General features: G+C 55.9%; 14 protein-coding genes and 3 pseudogenes. 9 read left to right on the forward strand and 8 right to left on the reverse strand.

Going from position 1 to position 15,012, the window contains the following annotated elements; all coding sequences use genetic code 11:
• Positions 1-53 precede the first annotated feature (53 nt).
• The 4 genes and pseudogenes from ACYZTY_RS10680 (at position 54) to ACYZTY_RS10695 (ending at position 4,647) form a co-directional block, all read left to right on the forward strand.
• Positions 54-740: an N-acetyltransferase gene (locus tag ACYZTY_RS10680; RefSeq protein ID WP_461958441.1), complete on the forward strand. Its 687-nt coding sequence runs from the start codon at positions 54-56 to the stop codon at positions 738-740.
• 412 nt (positions 741-1,152) lie between these two features.
• Complete coding sequence (locus ACYZTY_RS10685) at positions 1,153-3,054, forward strand: potassium transporter Kup (protein WP_461958442.1); 1,902 nt, start codon at positions 1,153-1,155, stop codon at positions 3,052-3,054.
• 104 nt (positions 3,055-3,158) lie between these two features.
• Positions 3,159-3,322 (forward strand): annotated as a pseudogene (locus tag ACYZTY_RS10690) (DUF1328 domain-containing protein).
• A gap of 95 nt (positions 3,323-3,417) precedes the next feature.
• Positions 3,418-4,647: a nucleoside recognition domain-containing protein gene (locus ACYZTY_RS10695; RefSeq protein ID WP_461958443.1), complete on the forward strand. Its 1,230-nt coding sequence runs from the start codon at positions 3,418-3,420 to the stop codon at positions 4,645-4,647.
• Positions 4,648-4,659: 12 nt separating this feature from the next.
• Here the strand turns inward: ACYZTY_RS10695 and ACYZTY_RS10700 are convergent, their stop codons facing one another.
• The 6 genes from ACYZTY_RS10700 to ACYZTY_RS10725 form a co-directional block, all read right to left on the reverse strand.
• Positions 4,660-5,391 carry an anti-sigma factor gene (locus ACYZTY_RS10700; protein WP_461958444.1) on the reverse strand — a complete coding sequence of 244 codons (732 nt, stop codon included), beginning with the start codon at positions 5,389-5,391 and terminating at the stop codon, positions 4,660-4,662.
• Positions 5,388-5,954 carry a sigma-70 family RNA polymerase sigma factor gene (locus ACYZTY_RS10705; protein WP_461958445.1) on the reverse strand — a complete coding sequence of 189 codons (567 nt, stop codon included), beginning with the start codon at positions 5,952-5,954 and terminating at the stop codon, positions 5,388-5,390. Before ACYZTY_RS10705 ends, ACYZTY_RS10700 begins: the two co-directional genes overlap by 4 nt.
• Positions 5,955-6,061: 107 nt before the next feature.
• Positions 6,062-6,604 carry a DUF3455 domain-containing protein gene (locus tag ACYZTY_RS10710; protein WP_461958446.1) on the reverse strand — a complete coding sequence of 181 codons (543 nt, stop codon included), beginning with the start codon at positions 6,602-6,604 and terminating at the stop codon, positions 6,062-6,064.
• Positions 6,605-6,861: 257 nt separating this feature from the next.
• Positions 6,862-7,230, reverse strand: coding sequence for an antibiotic biosynthesis monooxygenase family protein (locus ACYZTY_RS10715; RefSeq protein ID WP_461958447.1), 369 nt, complete (start codon positions 7,228-7,230; stop codon positions 6,862-6,864).
• Positions 7,231-7,271: 41 nt separating this feature from the next.
• The gene (locus ACYZTY_RS10720; protein ID WP_461958448.1) at positions 7,272-8,246 is read right to left on the reverse strand and encodes a zinc-dependent alcohol dehydrogenase family protein; all 975 of its coding nucleotides are present in this window, start codon (positions 8,244-8,246) and stop codon (positions 7,272-7,274) included.
• A gap of 62 nt (positions 8,247-8,308) precedes the next feature.
• Positions 8,309-8,611: an ArsR/SmtB family transcription factor gene (locus ACYZTY_RS10725; protein ID WP_123509004.1), complete on the reverse strand. Its 303-nt coding sequence runs from the start codon at positions 8,609-8,611 to the stop codon at positions 8,309-8,311.
• A 523-nt stretch (positions 8,612-9,134) separates the two neighbouring features.
• On the opposite strand from ACYZTY_RS10725, the gene ACYZTY_RS10730 reads away from it, so the two are divergent.
• The 4 genes and pseudogenes from ACYZTY_RS10730 to ACYZTY_RS10745 all read left to right on the forward strand — a co-directional run bounded on the left by ACYZTY_RS10730 (position 9,135) and on the right by ACYZTY_RS10745 (position 12,300).
• A complete protein-coding gene (locus ACYZTY_RS10730; RefSeq protein WP_461958449.1) occupies positions 9,135-9,647 on the forward strand; it encodes an MFS transporter in 513 nt (170 codons plus the stop codon).
• 90 nt (positions 9,648-9,737) lie between these two features.
• Positions 9,738-9,911, forward strand: coding sequence for a hypothetical protein (locus tag ACYZTY_RS10735; RefSeq protein WP_461958450.1), 174 nt, complete (start codon positions 9,738-9,740; stop codon positions 9,909-9,911).
• Positions 9,912-10,662: 751 nt separating this feature from the next.
• Positions 10,663-11,001 (forward strand): DUF6124 family protein, encoded by a 339-nt coding sequence (locus ACYZTY_RS10740; RefSeq protein ID WP_461958451.1) that lies wholly within the window; start codon positions 10,663-10,665, stop codon positions 10,999-11,001.
• Between the two features lie 191 nt (positions 11,002-11,192).
• Positions 11,193-12,300, forward strand: a pseudogene (locus tag ACYZTY_RS10745) (transposase).
• Positions 12,301-12,553: 253 nt separating this feature from the next.
• Here the strand turns inward: ACYZTY_RS10745 and ACYZTY_RS10750 are convergent.
• On the reverse strand, positions 12,554-14,068 hold the full coding sequence (locus ACYZTY_RS10750) for an FAD-dependent oxidoreductase (protein ID WP_461958452.1): 1,515 nt from the start codon (positions 14,066-14,068) through the stop codon (positions 12,554-12,556).
• Between the two features lie 50 nt (positions 14,069-14,118).
• Between ACYZTY_RS10750 and ACYZTY_RS10755 the strand changes: the two genes are divergently transcribed.
• On the forward strand, positions 14,119-14,601 hold the full coding sequence (locus ACYZTY_RS10755; RefSeq protein ID WP_461958453.1) for a MarR family winged helix-turn-helix transcriptional regulator: 483 nt from the start codon (positions 14,119-14,121) through the stop codon (positions 14,599-14,601).
• Positions 14,602-14,666: 65 nt separating this feature from the next.
• Here the strand turns inward: ACYZTY_RS10755 and ACYZTY_RS10760 are convergent.
• Positions 14,667-14,935 (reverse strand): annotated as a pseudogene (locus tag ACYZTY_RS10760) (hypothetical protein).
• Positions 14,936-15,012: the final 77 nt, after the last annotated feature.

Genomic DNA, 15,012 nt, shown 5'->3' on the forward strand with positions numbered 1-15,012 from the left:
TTCAATTGTCACTGACTTTTATAACGGCGCCCCAGTTCCGCCGGGAGAACATCATGAGTGCATGGCAGAAGCTACAAGACCGAATCAAACAAAAAGGCCTGCGTCGCACCTTCAGTACACTGTGGGAGCGCTATGTGTTTTTCCACTGGGAGCTGCTGTGGATGGAGCGTGACTTGGTCACGCCGGTGCCACCCTGCACGCTCAGACCCTATTCGGGGTTACGCCAGGTCGACATCGATACACAGAACGCTGATGCGTTCACCAAGCACTTTGGCGACCGCGTGGAAACCATGCGCGAACTGGCCGCCGAAGGGCATACAGGTCATATGTACTTGGACGAAAACGACGATGCCGTGGCCTTCATTTGGGGCAGCAAACGCAATTACCATGATCGCCACTACTACGGCTGCTGGTTCCCGGTCAAGGACGGCGAGTTCTTCGAATTCGGCGGCGAGATGACGCGACCTTACTTCGGTACGGCCCTTTCAGTCGATGCCCAAATCAGTTTGTGGCAGACCATGCAAGCGCAAGGGTGTAACAAGGTAGTGGACGTCTGTGAGACGCACAACGTCCCGGCGCTCAAATTGCACATCCGCATGGGGTACCACGAGCAGGGTCGGGTCATGCATGTCTATGGCTTGTTCGGGCGCTGGCGTTTCTTCCGCGAATCCCGCTACAGCGGATCGCGACTCGATCTCCTACGCAAACCCGGGCGTCCGACAGTGGTTGCATCAGCATGAGATGCAAAATCTGAGATCGATTGCTTCGACCACATGAACACCTCATTGTCGATTCCGCCACCGGTTGGCTGTTCTTTCATAAGAATAAACACCCTGGTGGCGCATTAGACCTTTTCTCATCGACTCTGAAGTTTTCGGTAAACGAGTATTCCTTTCGTTTGCTGCTATATGGTCAAGCGCCTGCACATTAAAAATACAACCGAAACCGATCTGAAGCTTCAGTGTTCGAAAAAATGGGTGTGATCACCGTAAAATTTTTACGCTTTCTTTACGGTCGGTGTTTTTGACCGCAACGATACTGGCCGCGTTTTTTTAAGATCGTCCATGCGCCTTGTTTTTCCTATGGCCCTGGAAAAATGTATTGCCCAAGGATGGCTTGCAGTTACTTCCCGTTAATTGAGAGAAGCGCCCCTTGAGTGAGACAGCGACCGTTGCAAACGAAGACTCCCAATCCAAAGCCTCAGGAGTGGGCTTACTCGTCGCTGCTGTTGGGGTGGTTTACGGGGACATCGGCACCAGCCCCCTCTACACGCTGAAAGAAGTATTTTCCGGCCACTACGGTGTTCAGGTAAATCACGACGGCGTGCTGGGCATTCTGTCGTTGATCTTTTGGTCACTGATTTGGGTCGTCTCGATCAAATATGTATTGTTTATCCTGCGAGCCAACAACCAGGGTGAGGGCGGCATCATGGCGTTGACGGCTTTGGCCCGCCGCGCAGCCGCCCCTTATCCACACATGAGCAAGGTACTGGTCCTGCTCGGCCTGTTTGGAGCGGCACTGTTTTACGGGGACAGCATGATCACCCCGGCAATTTCGGTGCTCTCTGCGGTTGAAGGATTGCAGCTGGCGTTTGACGGAATAGAGCACTGGGTCGTGCCCTTGTCAGTGATCGTGCTGGTGGCGCTGTTCTTGATACAAAAACACGGCACGGCTCGCATCGGCATCCTGTTTGGCCCGGTCATGGTGCTGTGGTTTGTGGTGTTGGGTGCTCTCGGGGTCTACGGCATCTTGCAGCGCCCTGAAGTGCTGCAAGCGCTCAACCCTGCTTGGGCGGTGCAGTTCTTCGCCGTTCATCCGGGCATGGGTGTGGCAATTTTGGGCGCCGTCGTGTTGGCATTGACCGGTGCTGAAGCGCTGTATGCCGACATGGGCCACTTTGGTCGCAAACCGATTTCCCGTGCCTGGTTCATTCTGGTGCTGCCAGGGCTGGTGCTCAATTATTTTGGCCAGGGTGCCCTGATCCTGGAGAATCCGGAGGCTGTGCGCAATCCGTTCTATCTGCTCGCGCCGAGCTGGGCACTGCTGCCGATGGTTGCTCTCTCTACTCTCGCCACGATCATTGCTTCTCAAGCCGTGATCTCTGGTGCTTTCTCTCTGACGCGCCAGGCAATACAGCTAGGGTACGTCCCGCGCATGTTTATCCAGCACACCTCGAGCCAGGAACAGGGGCAGATTTACATCGGTACGGTTAACTGGGCATTGATGGTCGGTGTCGTGCTGCTGGTGATCGGTTTCGAGTCGTCCAGTGCCTTGGCCGCTGCCTATGGGGTTGCGGTGACGGGCACCATGTTGATCACCACCATTCTTTCTTCGGCTGTCGTGCTGCTCCTCTGGAAAACACCGCGCTGGCTGGCCATCCCGATGCTGCTCGGTTTTCTGCTGGTCGACGGCCTGTATTTCGCCGCCAATGCGCCTAAGATTTTCCAAGGTGGTGCGTTCCCTGTGATCGCTGGCATTGGCTTGTTCATTTTGATGACCACCTGGAAGCGGGGCAGGAAGATCATTGTTGAACGACTGGATGAAACCGCGCTGCCTTTACCGCTATTCATCGCCAGCATCCGCACGCAGCCTCCCCATCGCGTACAAGGCACTGCGGTGTTTCTGACGGCCAGAGCCGACGCTGTACCCCATGCGTTGCTGCACAACTTGCTGCATAACCAGGTCTTGCATGAGCAAGTGGTGCTGCTCACCGTGGTGTCTGAAGACAGTCCTCGCGTTAGTGCTGACAAGCGGTTTGAGGTTGAAGCGTATGGCGAAGGGTTTTTCCGAGTCAGTCTCCACTTTGGTTTTATGGAGGAGCCTGACGTACCCATGGCGCTGAGTCTGTGTCACTTGAATGAGCTGGATTTCAGTCCGATGCGCACGACCTATTTCCTCAGCCGGGAGACAGTGATTCCCACCAAGCGCATTGGGATGGCACGCTGGCGGGAGAGTCTTTTCGCGTTTTTGCTGAAGAACGCCAACAGCAACCTCAAGTATTTCAAGTTGCCGTTGAACAGGGTGATCGAGCTGGGAACTCAGGTAGAGATGTGACGGACAAACAAGGCCGCGTTTGCGGCCTTTTCCTCCAAGAACCTGTTTCTAACGCAGTATCGCCGACGCGCAGCAGCTCCCAGACAGGTTCGCAGGAGAACGCCATGCTTAGTTGGGCCATAGCTTTCTGCTTATCGCCATAGTCGCCGCGGTATTGAGCTTCGGCGATATTGCCGGCACCGCGACGGGAATCGCCAAGATTCTCTTCGTGGTGTTCCTGGTGATGTTTGTCGTCTCGTTCATCGTGGGCCGCCGCCCATGGCTCTGATCGTAGCCCGCCAGTCCACCGCCACTCAGACTTATAATCACACCCCGACCAGCTAAGCCGCGCTATTATCCCGCCCATTAAAACGGGGGATAACTATGCTCAACGGCTTGTGGCTGGGGTTTTTCGTGGTGGCGGCGATTGCCGGCTTTTCCCGCTGGTTGCTGGGGGATGACCCGACGGTATTCGCCGCCATGGTCGAAAGCCTGTTCGCCATGGCCAAGCTGTCGGTCGAAGTCATGGTCCTGCTGTTTGGCACCCTGACGCTCTGGCTCGGCTTCCTGCGAATCGCAGAGAAGGCCGGCCTGGTCGACGTGCTGGCGCGCCTGTTGAGCCCGTTGTTCGCCCGTTTGATGCCGGAAGTGCCGCGTGGCCACCCGGCCCTGGGCCTGATCACCCTGAGTTTCACCGCCAATGGCCTGGGCCTGGACAACGCCGCCACGCCCATCGGCCTGCGGGCGATGAAGGCCTTGCAGGAACTCAACCCGAGCAACATCGCGGCGAGCAACGCCCAAGTGCTGTTTATGGTGATGAACGCCTCGTCCTTCGTCCTGCTGCCGGTGTCGATTTTTATGTACCGCACCCAGCAAGGGGCGGCTGATCCGGCCATGGTGTTCCTGCCGATCCTGCTGGCCAACAGCGTCTCCACCCTAAGCGGGCTGCTGTCGGTGGCCGTGATGCAGCGCCTGAAACTTTGGGACCCGGTGCTGCTGGCCTGGTTCGGCGGCGGCGCGCTGCTGCTCGGTGGCTTTATGGCGATACTCGCCGGGCTTTCGGCGACCGCGCTGGCGGCGCTCTCCTCGCTGCTCGGCAACCTGACCCTGTTCGGCCTGATCCTGACCTTCCTATTGCTGGGCGCGTTGAAGCGGGTGGCGGTCTACGAAACCTTCGTCGAGGGCGCCAAGGAAGGTTTCGAGGTGGCGAAAAACCTCCTGCCCTACCTGATCGCCATGCTCTGCGCCGTGGGTGTGCTGCGCGCTTCCGGTGCCTTGGACCTGGCGCTCGACGGCATCCGCTGGCTGGTCGAGAGCCTGGGCTGGGACACGCGCTTCGTTGAGGCGCTGCCCACCGGCCTGGTCAAACCCTTCTCCGGCAGCGCGGCGCGCGCCATGCTGATCGAGACCATGCAGACCCACGGCGTCGACAGCTTCCCGGCGCTGGTCGCCGCGACCATGCAGGGTAGTACCGAGACCACCTTCTATGTGCTGGCGGTGTACTTCGGCTCGGTCGGCCTGCAACGTGCCCGGCATGCCGTGGGCTGCGCCCTGCTGGCGGATCTGGTCGGGGTGCTGGCCTCGATTGTGGTGTGTTACTGGTTTTTCGGCTAAAGCCGCCCGAGGTCAGATCACTTTAACCGCCCGGCCAATGAACTGAATCGGTCCTGTGGGTTTGCCCGTCGGCGATCCATTGGGGTTCTCCAGAGTCAATTCAAAGAGCTGGTTGGATTCCAGCGGCGGTAATTTATCCAAAGGGACAGAAAGCGTTTGCCCAGGTTTGACCAATCCAAGGGACACCGGTCCTTGCCAGCCGTCCGCTTTGGTCCAGAACTCAAGTGCTTTGTCGGTTGGGACTTGCGCTACCCCTAAAGGAATCAGTTGGATTTCCTTTGGGTTGCTCGCCTGAATGACCCAGCCGGGAGCCTGGTTCTGCGGAGCCACCAGAACGACCAGGTAGGTGGTCGGATTCAACGGAGCTGTTCGTGTCAGAAGCACCGTTGCGAGCAACAGCGTTGCGAAAAGACCTGCCCCCGCGAGTCCGCGCCATAGAGGGAGAAGGTTCCACCACGAGATTGGCTTCACAGCGGCCGTCACTTGTGGTGCTCGCCGGTCATTGCTGTTCAAGCTGCGCTCGATTCGCCGCCAGAGAAGTGGGGTAGGGGGTTGCGGTTCAGCCAGATCGGTCAACGCAAGCAAACGCTGTTCCCACCCATCTACAGCCGCTCGCAAATCCGCTTCCTGAGCGAGACGCTTTTGTATCTCGATGCGTTGCTCGGCCGGCAACGTGCCTAACACATACTCACTCGCCAGTTCGTCAATGTTGTCGGGGCTGTCATCCTCTGGGCTTATGGTCATCCCATGCACTCCCGCAATGCCACCAGACTGCGTTTGATCCAGGCTTTGACGGTCCCCAGCGGTGCGCCCAGTTTCTGCGATATTTCTGAATGCGAATAGCCGTCTACATACGCATGGAGTATGCAGTTGCGCCGCGCCGGCTCCAGTTGTTCAAGGCACACATATATACGTCCTGAACGGGCTCGAAAATCGAAGGCGTCCACACTTTCTAACGATGCCTCCATGGATGCTAAGGCTAGCAATGCCATTTCGCTTTGCTCGCTGACCTGTACCTCCCGGGCGTTATCACGCATGAAGTTGAGCGCCAAATGCCGCGTCACGCTGAAGATCCAGCCACGGGCAGAGCCTCGTGCCGGATCGAAGCTGGCGGCACGGGTCCATATTTTGATAAAGACATCGTGCACGATGTCTTCGGCCAAGGCGTTACTGCGAGCAATTCGCTTGGCAACTCCCAAAAGACGAGCACTTTCCTGCTCATACAAGTCTTGCAATGCTTGCTGCTCGCCGCGGGCACAAGCAGCTAAACAGGCTTCGTAGTCAAAACAGGGCTCAGGTAGTGACAAGGTTTTCAGCCGCCTGCAGGTAGTAATTACCCCAGCCCTAAGGCTGGGGGTCCATCGGAGCAGAGTAGACGACTTTGTGCGCTAACAACCTGTCCTGGATCGTTGGCTTAATTGGCTGCCCAAAAAATATAGTCAGCTTGATATTTCACGACCTCACGATTGCCTTTGTTTGCGGCGGAGCATTCGATTGTTGGCGCTACGCCACCTTTAACGGCCACCCGCTGGATAAAACTGACATTGCTCATCGCGCCTTTGCCTTCCGCAGGGTTGGCTTTGACCAACTGATAAGGGAGGTCACCCGTACCTGAGGGTGCAACCGCCAGTTGCGTTCCGGTAATTTTAGAGCCGTCATTGGCTTGCCAGGTGGCAGGCGGTCCAAAGTAGGTGCCGACCTGTTTGCCGCTGCGATCATTCAGTACCGCTTTGGGTCCGACGAAAGTCCATTCAGTCTGGCCGGCGGAGTTAGCCTTGTCGCGACACTCATACGTGATCTCGCCCACGCCCACGGTCTCCATCGCGACCTTATGACCGTCCGGGACCTTGATGCTGTCGGGCAAATCTGTTTGCGCATAGGCAGCTGGCACTGTGACCAACAAGCAGGTGGCAGCAAGCGTAGTACTGACAATGCCCAGGAATCGTTTAGCGTTCATGCAAATCTCTCCAGAAAAGTAATCAGTTCAGCAGCTGTGGCTACTACCTGTACTACCCGCAGGAGGATGAACTGGATGCAGCTGATTGAAAAATATCAGTACCGGAAGGGTTTTAGCGTTATTGCTTGATCGCTTAAATGTGTGAGTGCCAGTTTTTGGCCGAAAGCGGACCGGCCATGAACATCCGCTAACGGCTGTGGATTCAACCGGTCCATGCAACACAACTAGCCTGCCTATTTCCGATAACGCCAATTGCTTTAAAGCCACAAACCCCTTGAGGCTCTAGCATTACCCATGCTACCGGTGCTGTTCAAATCATCCTGTTCGCCAGCAGAAAAAGCTGCCCCTTCGATATGGTAGACCCTCGGTTCTTCCGAAAAATATTCCTCCAAGCCCATCATGAACATTCGATGGTCTTCACTCTCTTCAAAGCCCGGCGTGTGATCCTCAAGTGAAGCCCAGCGAACTATCAGGTTGAATAGCTCGGGGCTTTCGATCCCTTGCGCGAGCAAATGGCCGCCGTAACCCTTTGCGCGGGTGAGCAAAGGAGCGACCTCGGCAAATGCACGTCTGAACATTTCAACGCGTTCTTTGTGAACCGGGAGCAGAGCGATTTCATAAATCATGGCGTTCCTCGAAAATGACTTAAACAGTTAAAAGTACGCACTCACGGGATGAGCGATGGCTCGACTGCAATCGCGATTTTTCCTTGAAGACCGTTGTTGGGGCTCTCCAACCGTGCATGGGCGAGCGCAAGGTCGGCAAGTGAATAGACGGCGCCAACGTGCGGGCGCAGCTGACCGCGCGCTATCAACGTGCTCAACTCATCCAGCTTGCCGCGGTTTTGTCGGGTGAAAACGAAGTGATAACTCGCGTTCTTGCCCCAGGCCTGAACGAGGTTTTGCGGATGGGCAATGTCCACAATCGAGACCACTCGGCCAAGTTGAGCGAGCACGTCGGGGCTGCGCGACAAAGTGTTGCCGCCGATGGTGTCGAACACCACATCGACTCCACGGCCATCCGTTTCCCGATTGATGGCGTCGACGTAATCCTCTTTTTCGTAGTCGATGACCACATCGGCACCCATGCTTCGTGCGAACTCAACGTTGGTTTCGCGCACGGTCGTGAAGACCCGCGCTCCAATGGCTTTTGCCACCTGGATCGCTACATGACCGACTCCTCCGGCGCCACCGTGTATCAGAATGCTTTCCCCCACTCTGAGCGCCGCTCGCACGGTAAGGGCTTCCCACACCGTCCCGCCAACCAGGGTCAGACTTGCCGCCTCAAGATGGCTCAGTGATGGCGGCTTCTTCCCGATAATGCTTTCGGCCGCAACGTGGTACTCGGCATAACTTCCTGGCCCGTCAAATATTTGCGGGGTGTACCAGACTTCGTCGCCCGGAGCGAAGGTCGTCACACCCGGCCCAACTTCTTCGACAACGCCCGATACGTCGTGTCCGGTAATGGCCGGCAGTTGCACCAAATCGGCATAATCGCCACGTCGAACCTGATAATCCAAGGGGTTGATGGAGGTTGCGTGCACCCGCACCAAGACTTGTCCCGCACGCGGCACTGGCTTGGGCACCTCGCAAAGTTCGAACGATTCCGGGCCACCAAATGATTTAAGCATCATCGCTTTCATTACAAATCCTCGTATCGACAAAAAGGGATATCGAGAAATCTCGATATCATGCAGTAAAAAAATTACAGATCTTTCCCTATGATCTCGGCAAGCGCACTGATGGTCGCTTCATTCCGTTTGTAGTAGGTCCACTGACCGATGCGCCTGACTTCGACCAGGCCCACTCGTTGCAGAGTTGCAAGATAACCAGACACCGTTGACTGCGACAGTCCGATACCTTCTTGAATACTACTGACGCAGACCCCCACCGTGAGAACGTCACCTTCATCCTGCGGAGGGAAGTTCTTTGCGGGATCCTTCAAGCCTTTCAAGATTTCAAGGCGTGTAGGGTTTGAGAGGGCTTTGAATATTTCGAGTAATTCCATAAGCTGAGAATATCGAGATTTATCGATATGTCAATACGAAAGCCGACAAAGAACGAAATATGCAGGGTGGTGATTTTCCCCGGGGATTTATGGCGATAGGTTGAACGCGCCGGCCGTCGACCGGTTTAATCCACAGCCGATTGCAGCCTGTCACCTGTTACCGATGTTGTTGGAGTTGACCTCTCGCCTGAGTGATCTTGAACCCTGGGGTTCGCTGGTGCCCTGACCCAATCAGGCTGTCACCTACCTGTGCCAAAACTTCAAAGCAGGTGTGATTTATTAGTTATATGCATCAAATCTCGTCGGGTTTCTAATCTGCAGACGGTGAATTCCAACGCTCCCAGTGTTCTGGAGTCGCCTGCAGACCCGACGTTGCGAATGCTCTGCGCTGATCAATTGTCGGGGAACACTAAAAATAAAACTCAGCGGGAGATAATCCTATGGGACTCGCTCAAGAAAAAGCTGGTGTCATTGCGTCGTTCACTCGGGTTTCCAAAGGAGCAGGACCGCTTCGTGGGGAGCAATGGCTTTGCTCTGGCTGGTCTACGCCATGGATGCCAACTCACGCCAGATGTTCTTCATGGTGTTGCCCTCGATCACGAGTGAATTCAAAACCAGCGCAGAGATGACAGGCCTGCTCGCGGCGTTTATCACCATCGCAACATCGTTGATCGCTGTGCCTTGCATGATCTGGGCTGACAAGGGTGGGCAAGGCTGGATGAGGAAGTACCGTCACCTGCCAATCGTGATTGCCTACACGCTGTTTACCTTTCTGACCGGGTTGAATTTCCTGACCGGATCACTTGGGGTGCTGGTGGCGTTGCAGGTGATTTCCCACGCCTTTGGTGGTGCCGGTGAGGCCATCGAAGTCACGTCGTTGTCGCAGTGGTGGTCTCGTGAGAGACGCGGCTTCGCGTTGGGTCTGCATCACACTGGCTATCCGTGGGGGACGTTGATTGGTGGTTTTGCACCAAAAAGAGATATGAGTCGTTCGTCGATCATGTGCCTGACGCGAGTGAAACAGTTCCCGCGTTGATCGCTGCCCAGGGGACGGTGGTGGCACCTGAGGGAGCCTTTCGGTCCGCGATGCGCAATCCGAACATCAGCACAATCGCGCATCGTCTCGATGCTCGCCATCGTTGGGTATTTTGGCATCAGCTTCTGGTTGCCTCAGTACCTGGCATTCGTGGCTCACTGCAACTTCGCCGAGGCCGCGGCGTACTCCGTACTTTTCACCATTACGGGGGGTATCGGACAGATCGTCTGGGGTTGGATCTCTGATCGCATGGGACAGCGATGACGCAATCATCGATGCGCTGGATGATATGAAGGACGAGCTGAAGGGCTAGAGCTCATCATCGCGCCTGGTGTCGTGCACAGATGTCGTGAAGGATTTCCAGGCAGTGGATTCAGTAGGTGATCCGTATCCCGCTCGAAGTGGCGGGACGGACTATCAATGCCCAGCCAACGCAATGTCTCTGTAGCAGCTGTCGAGCCCGCGAGGCTGCGTCCGAGGGCGCCGAAATAATCCCGAACCCGATGCCGACCAGACACCGGCCACACCCATTGCCCCCCCCAAAAAATCTAGAATTCAACCTAAATCCCCTGTAGGAGCGAGCCTGCTCGCGATGGCGTCAGACCCGACACCATCAATTTCAGCCAAGAATTTTCCGCCCGACATTTGATGCCTTAAACATGCTCAAGGCCCCACGTTTAAAGACACTCAGTGTTACGTCCCAACGGCTACAACGCCTTGCGTCATTACCTACGCGTACGCCAGAATCCGCCGGCTTGTGCGTCCAGGGTGTGGGTTCTATCGTGGTCCCGTCGCTGAAAAACAGCGATGGGTTTGGTAGACCCACAGCATCGACGCATAGCGTCACCTTCGGCGGTCCTTTCCTCAGGACTGCGATTTTATGGTGGCCATGCGTAGGGCTCCTTCGGGAGCGCCGGTTCCGATGCCCGGTCTACCAACCTCCGTATGGCCGCCACCCTCCGTTTGGTAGCGAGAGGGCGATGGCTCCTTTTTTAAATAGCATCGGAGTTTCACTATGATCAAACCAACACCCAACCCACCGGACACCAATCCGGCATCCCCCTACGAATCCCTCGATTCCAAAAAACTCCACGAAGCCGCCGAACGCGCCCTCGACCACTACCTCAACCCAGGTGCCAACATCATGGCCAGCACCCACGAACCCGAACCCATGTTCCTCGCCAACCCTGCGTACGACACCGAATCACTGGGCTCGGCCACCACCATGCTCAGCAATTTCGCTGCGTTGCTGGATAACTCGCACCGCAAGACGCTGCTGGGGATTACGCAAGTGGTGATGCTGGGGGAATTGGCGGTGAATCAGGCGTTGGATAAGGTTGAGGTGAAGGAGTAAGTGCCAAACCCTCTGTGGCGGTGGGTTAGTCCGTCGTCACAGAGGGAGGGTAAGTCGGCAACTGTAACCATGAGGTCTGAGCTTTTGGGCGAGAATCGGATCATTGCTGGCTGCTATCGGCCCGGAGTGTGTAAAAACGCTTTCTCGAACCCTTGCTATGATTTCTGAGGATTTCATCGCAGGGATCGCCCATGAAGCGCTTTATCCAAGGTGAACATCGAGGCCAAAGTACCTTCCTTCCCGAAAGCCTCGACGACTACGTCACGGATACCAATCCGGTGCGCGTAGTCGACGTCTTTGTCGACGAACTCGACCTGGTCAAACTGGGTTTTGAAGGCGCCATACCGGTCGATACTGGCCGGCCTGCTAACCATCCCGCTGTCCTCCTGAAGATCTACATCTACGGCTATCTGAACCGCATCCCATCGAGCCGGCGTCTTGAACGAGAAGCCCAGCGTAACGTCTAGCTGATGTGGCTGACCGGGCGTTTGATGCCCGATTTCAAGACCATCGCCTACTTCCGAAAAGAAAACAGCAAGGCCATCCGAGGTGTCTGCCGCCAATTCGTGGTGCTGTGCCAGCAGTTGGGACTGTTCGGAGAAAATCTGGTTGCCATCGACGGCAGTAAATTTAAGGCCGTCAACAATCGCGACCGCAATTTCACCGGCGCCAAACTGAAGCGGCATGGAAGAAATTGAATCGGCTACTCGTCTGCAAGAGAAAATCGACAAGCTCAACGCTCAGATGAAAGAGTTACAGATCATTGAAACTCAGCTCAACGAATCGCTGGATAAACAGGTCTCACGGACCGATCCAGACGCCCGTTCCATGATGACTTGTGGCACTGGAATCGTCGGTTACAACGTGCAGGCAGCGGTCGATGACGCGGCAAAGAACGAATACGTTTGCCCGGCTGGAGAGGCGCTGATCTGGCGCTATACCAACGTTGAAAAAGGCCTGACGTTGCACCGTTACTGGAGTTCGAAATGCCGGGACTGCGCAATGAAACCGCAGTGCACACCGAGCACGGAACGGCGGGTTCGACGCTGGGAGCATGAATCCGTCCTGGAGGAAATGCAGAACAGGCTGAGCAACGCGCCGGAAATGATGCGGATCCGAAAATGGACGGTTGAGCATCCCCTCGGGACGCTCAAACAATGGATGGGCGCAACGCACTTCCTGACGCGAAAGCTCAACGGGGTCAGTGCAGAGATGAGTCTGAACGTGCTCGCCTACAGCCTGAAAAGGGTCATGAAAATCATCGGCACCACTGGCTTGATTGAAGCGTTAACGGCGTAAAAATCGGTCTATTTACCCAACCTGGGGGGGTTAAGAGGCTACTGGGCCGTGTTGACTGTTCCTGAAACCGCCGTGACCTTTATCAGGTTGCGAAACGTGAGCACGGTCTTTTAGCGTCGATATAGAAAACCCAATCTGACGTTTTTACACACTCTCGGCCAAAAGCTGCCCTTCGCACGAGGCAGAACGGCCAGAAGCAGCCGTTCGGAGTCGGACAAATAAACCAGAAAAAATCTTTCCACTTTCAGCTTCATCAGTAACAGCAAGTATTGGCCGCACTGAGTCCTACCTGTGCGAGATAGCGCTCTAGAGATTCGACATCGTCAATCTTAACGACCGCACCGATGTAGCCGTCGGGGCGTACTAACACCCAATCGCCAATAGCGGGTTCGTAAGCGCTGAAAAAATGCCTTTGATCATCAGATATCTCGCCGCTTGGGCCAAAGGTATGGATATGCAGTCCAGGGCGAGGCGGCACGAGCCCGCGCTCTACCCCATAGCCAAGCAGTGTCCAGTGTGCGCCCTGAAACAGGTTGAATAGCCGTAGTGATTGGCCGGCGGCCCCCCACACCTTTGCGTCCGGTGCGCGGTCGCCAGCAAACAAACCGACATTACGTTCAGTCTGCTCCATCACGAGTGTCGATTGGGAATAGCCAATATCAAGTTGATGCGTCTCCCGGCCACGCCGCATGTCGCCACGCTTCAGATCGTCAAGAAGCTTTGTCGCCAGGTTAAGGACTGCTGCCGCGACAGGTCGCCGCTCCTCTTCATAGCTGTCGAGCAGCGTATTAGGCGCTCCATTGGCGACCGCAGCCAGCTTCCAACCTAGGTTGTACGCGTCCTGTACGCTGGTATTTAGACCTTGTCCGCCAGTGGGGGGATGAATGTGCGCGGCGTCCCCGACGAGAAAAACCTGACCCACACGATAATGATCCGCCAGGCGCGCATTCATCGTGTAGGCCGAGGACCAGGAGACCGATTGGACGTGAATGTCGTCGCGGCCGGTGCGTTTCGCCACTATCGCTGTCAGTCCTTCGGAGGAAAGGTCCATGTCCACATCGAACGGGATCGGGCCCTGTATCTGAAACATCTCAGTACCGGCCAGTGGGCACAGCGCGATCTGCCGCTCCATGTCGCCATCGCCAAAGCGGTGCCAACAATCGCGCGACAGGCCTGACAGCACGACATCGGCTACCAGAGCGCGCACGCCTAGAGTCTTGCCCGGGAATTCGACATTAAGCGCATGACGCACAAAGCTACGACCGCCATCGGCGCCAACCAGCCACCGCACGCGAAGCGACTCGTCGCCAGCCTTGCCAAGAAGACGTGCCGTTACGCCGTCCATATCCTGTTCGAAACCTATTAGCTCGCAACCAAACTCAGGCCTGTAGCCCAGTTCAAGCAGGCGTTCGCGCATTACGCTTTCGGTCAGAAATTGCGGCACCATCAAAGGCAAGTGGTAAGGCTCGGCCGGTGTCGCGTCCTGATGCACCATGACATCTGAGTCACTGTAGCTCCCGTCATCGCGATAGCGCCGTTCAGTCGGATAAGCTCCTCCCACTGCAACAATTCGGTCGAGGATCCCGAAATCCTCGAATATCTCCTGAGTTCTTGGCTGAATACCTTTACCGCGCGATCCATGGAAAGGATGGTCCGCTTTTTCGATGAGACGAAAGGCAATTCCCCTTCTTGCCAAGTCAATCGCCAAGGTCAAACCGGCCGCACCCGCACCGCAAATCAACACATCCACTGCGAATTGCTCTTTCATTTCGACCACCAACATGTGCAATATGCACATATTCAGACGGAGAAAGAATCGTGTCAACAAAAAATGTGCAACATACACATATAAACAACCAGCTCCGCGAGCTTCATGGGGCGCTCCTTGAGATTGTCGGGGTGATGAACCGACCTCAGCGCGACGAAGCGATGGTTCGAGAGGCTGGAATATCCCTCGACCGTGCGCTGTTTCCGTTACTGGTTTTGGTGGAGCGGCTGGGGCCCATTGGCGTTGTCGAGCTGGCGGATCGCGTTGGGCGCGATTACACGACTGTCAGCCGTCAGATCGCGAAGCTGGAAACCTTAGGATTGATCCACAGGCAGGAAAGCGCAATCGACCGCCGTGTCCGAGAATCTGTCGTTACCGAGAAGGGCAAAGCGATGACTGATCGTGTCGACGATGCGCGCGAGAGAATTGGACAGTCTATATTCGCCACATGGGACGAGCGGGACTTCGAGAACCTAGTGCGTCTTATGCGCAAGTTTGCCGACGATATCAAAGATGATTCGCTGCATGGCTAGAAAGACCTTGAATGTCAGCTATGGGTCGGATTGCGACGGTCAAGCATCGACCGTCACTATGGAGGTCAGACTTCCGTTTGTTCCGCCATTTCCAGGGCATCATCGACCTCGATTCCCAAGTATCTGACGGTGCTTTCAAGCTTCGTATGACCAAGCAGAAGCTGGACAGCTTGCTGTCGATGGCCTAGTTGAAGAGCGCCAAATCACGTGTCTTCTCCGCGAGCTGGAGTCTGACCCGAATGGCCCAGATATCTCTGACTCGGAGCGGGGGTTTCTGCCCGACAGGTTTTCCCTTGTTACAAGGCTGATTGCTGTATCTGGCAATAGTGTTCATGGCTCGTCCTCCACGTTGACGGAGGACAAGGGTGAATCAGTCACAACACGTGGTGGTCGCTATTCGCCCCTTTACAG

The organism is Pseudomonas sp. LB1P83, assembly GCF_054897885.1.

What these genes read in the sequence shown, in the direction of transcription:
- ACYZTY_RS10725 (WP_123509004.1), bottom strand. Translation starts at nt 8,611, where the DNA reads ATGGAATTACTCGAAATATTCAAAGCCCTCTCAAACCCTACACGCCTT.
- ACYZTY_RS10700 (WP_461958444.1), bottom strand. Translation starts at nt 5,391, where the DNA reads ATGACCATAAGCCCAGAGGATGACAGCCCCGACAACATTGACGAACTG.
- ACYZTY_RS10710 (WP_461958446.1), bottom strand. Translation starts at nt 6,604, where the DNA reads ATGAACGCTAAACGATTCCTGGGCATTGTCAGTACTACGCTTGCTGCC.
- ACYZTY_RS10740 (WP_461958451.1), top strand. Translation starts at nt 10,663, where the DNA reads ATGATCAAACCAACACCCAACCCACCGGACACCAATCCGGCATCCCCC.
- ACYZTY_RS10720 (WP_461958448.1), bottom strand. Translation starts at nt 8,246, where the DNA reads ATGAAAGCGATGATGCTTAAATCATTTGGTGGCCCGGAATCGTTCGAA.
- ACYZTY_RS10750 (WP_461958452.1), bottom strand. Translation starts at nt 14,068, where the DNA reads ATGAAAGAGCAATTCGCAGTGGATGTGTTGATTTGCGGTGCGGGTGCG.
- ACYZTY_RS10730 (WP_461958449.1), top strand. Translation starts at nt 9,135, where the DNA reads ATGGCTTTGCTCTGGCTGGTCTACGCCATGGATGCCAACTCACGCCAG.
- ACYZTY_RS10680 (WP_461958441.1), top strand. Translation starts at nt 54, where the DNA reads ATGAGTGCATGGCAGAAGCTACAAGACCGAATCAAACAAAAAGGCCTG.
- ACYZTY_RS10715 (WP_461958447.1), bottom strand. Translation starts at nt 7,230, where the DNA reads ATGATTTATGAAATCGCTCTGCTCCCGGTTCACAAAGAACGCGTTGAA.
- ACYZTY_RS10735 (WP_461958450.1), top strand. Translation starts at nt 9,738, where the DNA reads ATGCTCGCCATCGTTGGGTATTTTGGCATCAGCTTCTGGTTGCCTCAG.
- ACYZTY_RS10695 (WP_461958443.1), top strand. Translation starts at nt 3,418, where the DNA reads ATGCTCAACGGCTTGTGGCTGGGGTTTTTCGTGGTGGCGGCGATTGCC.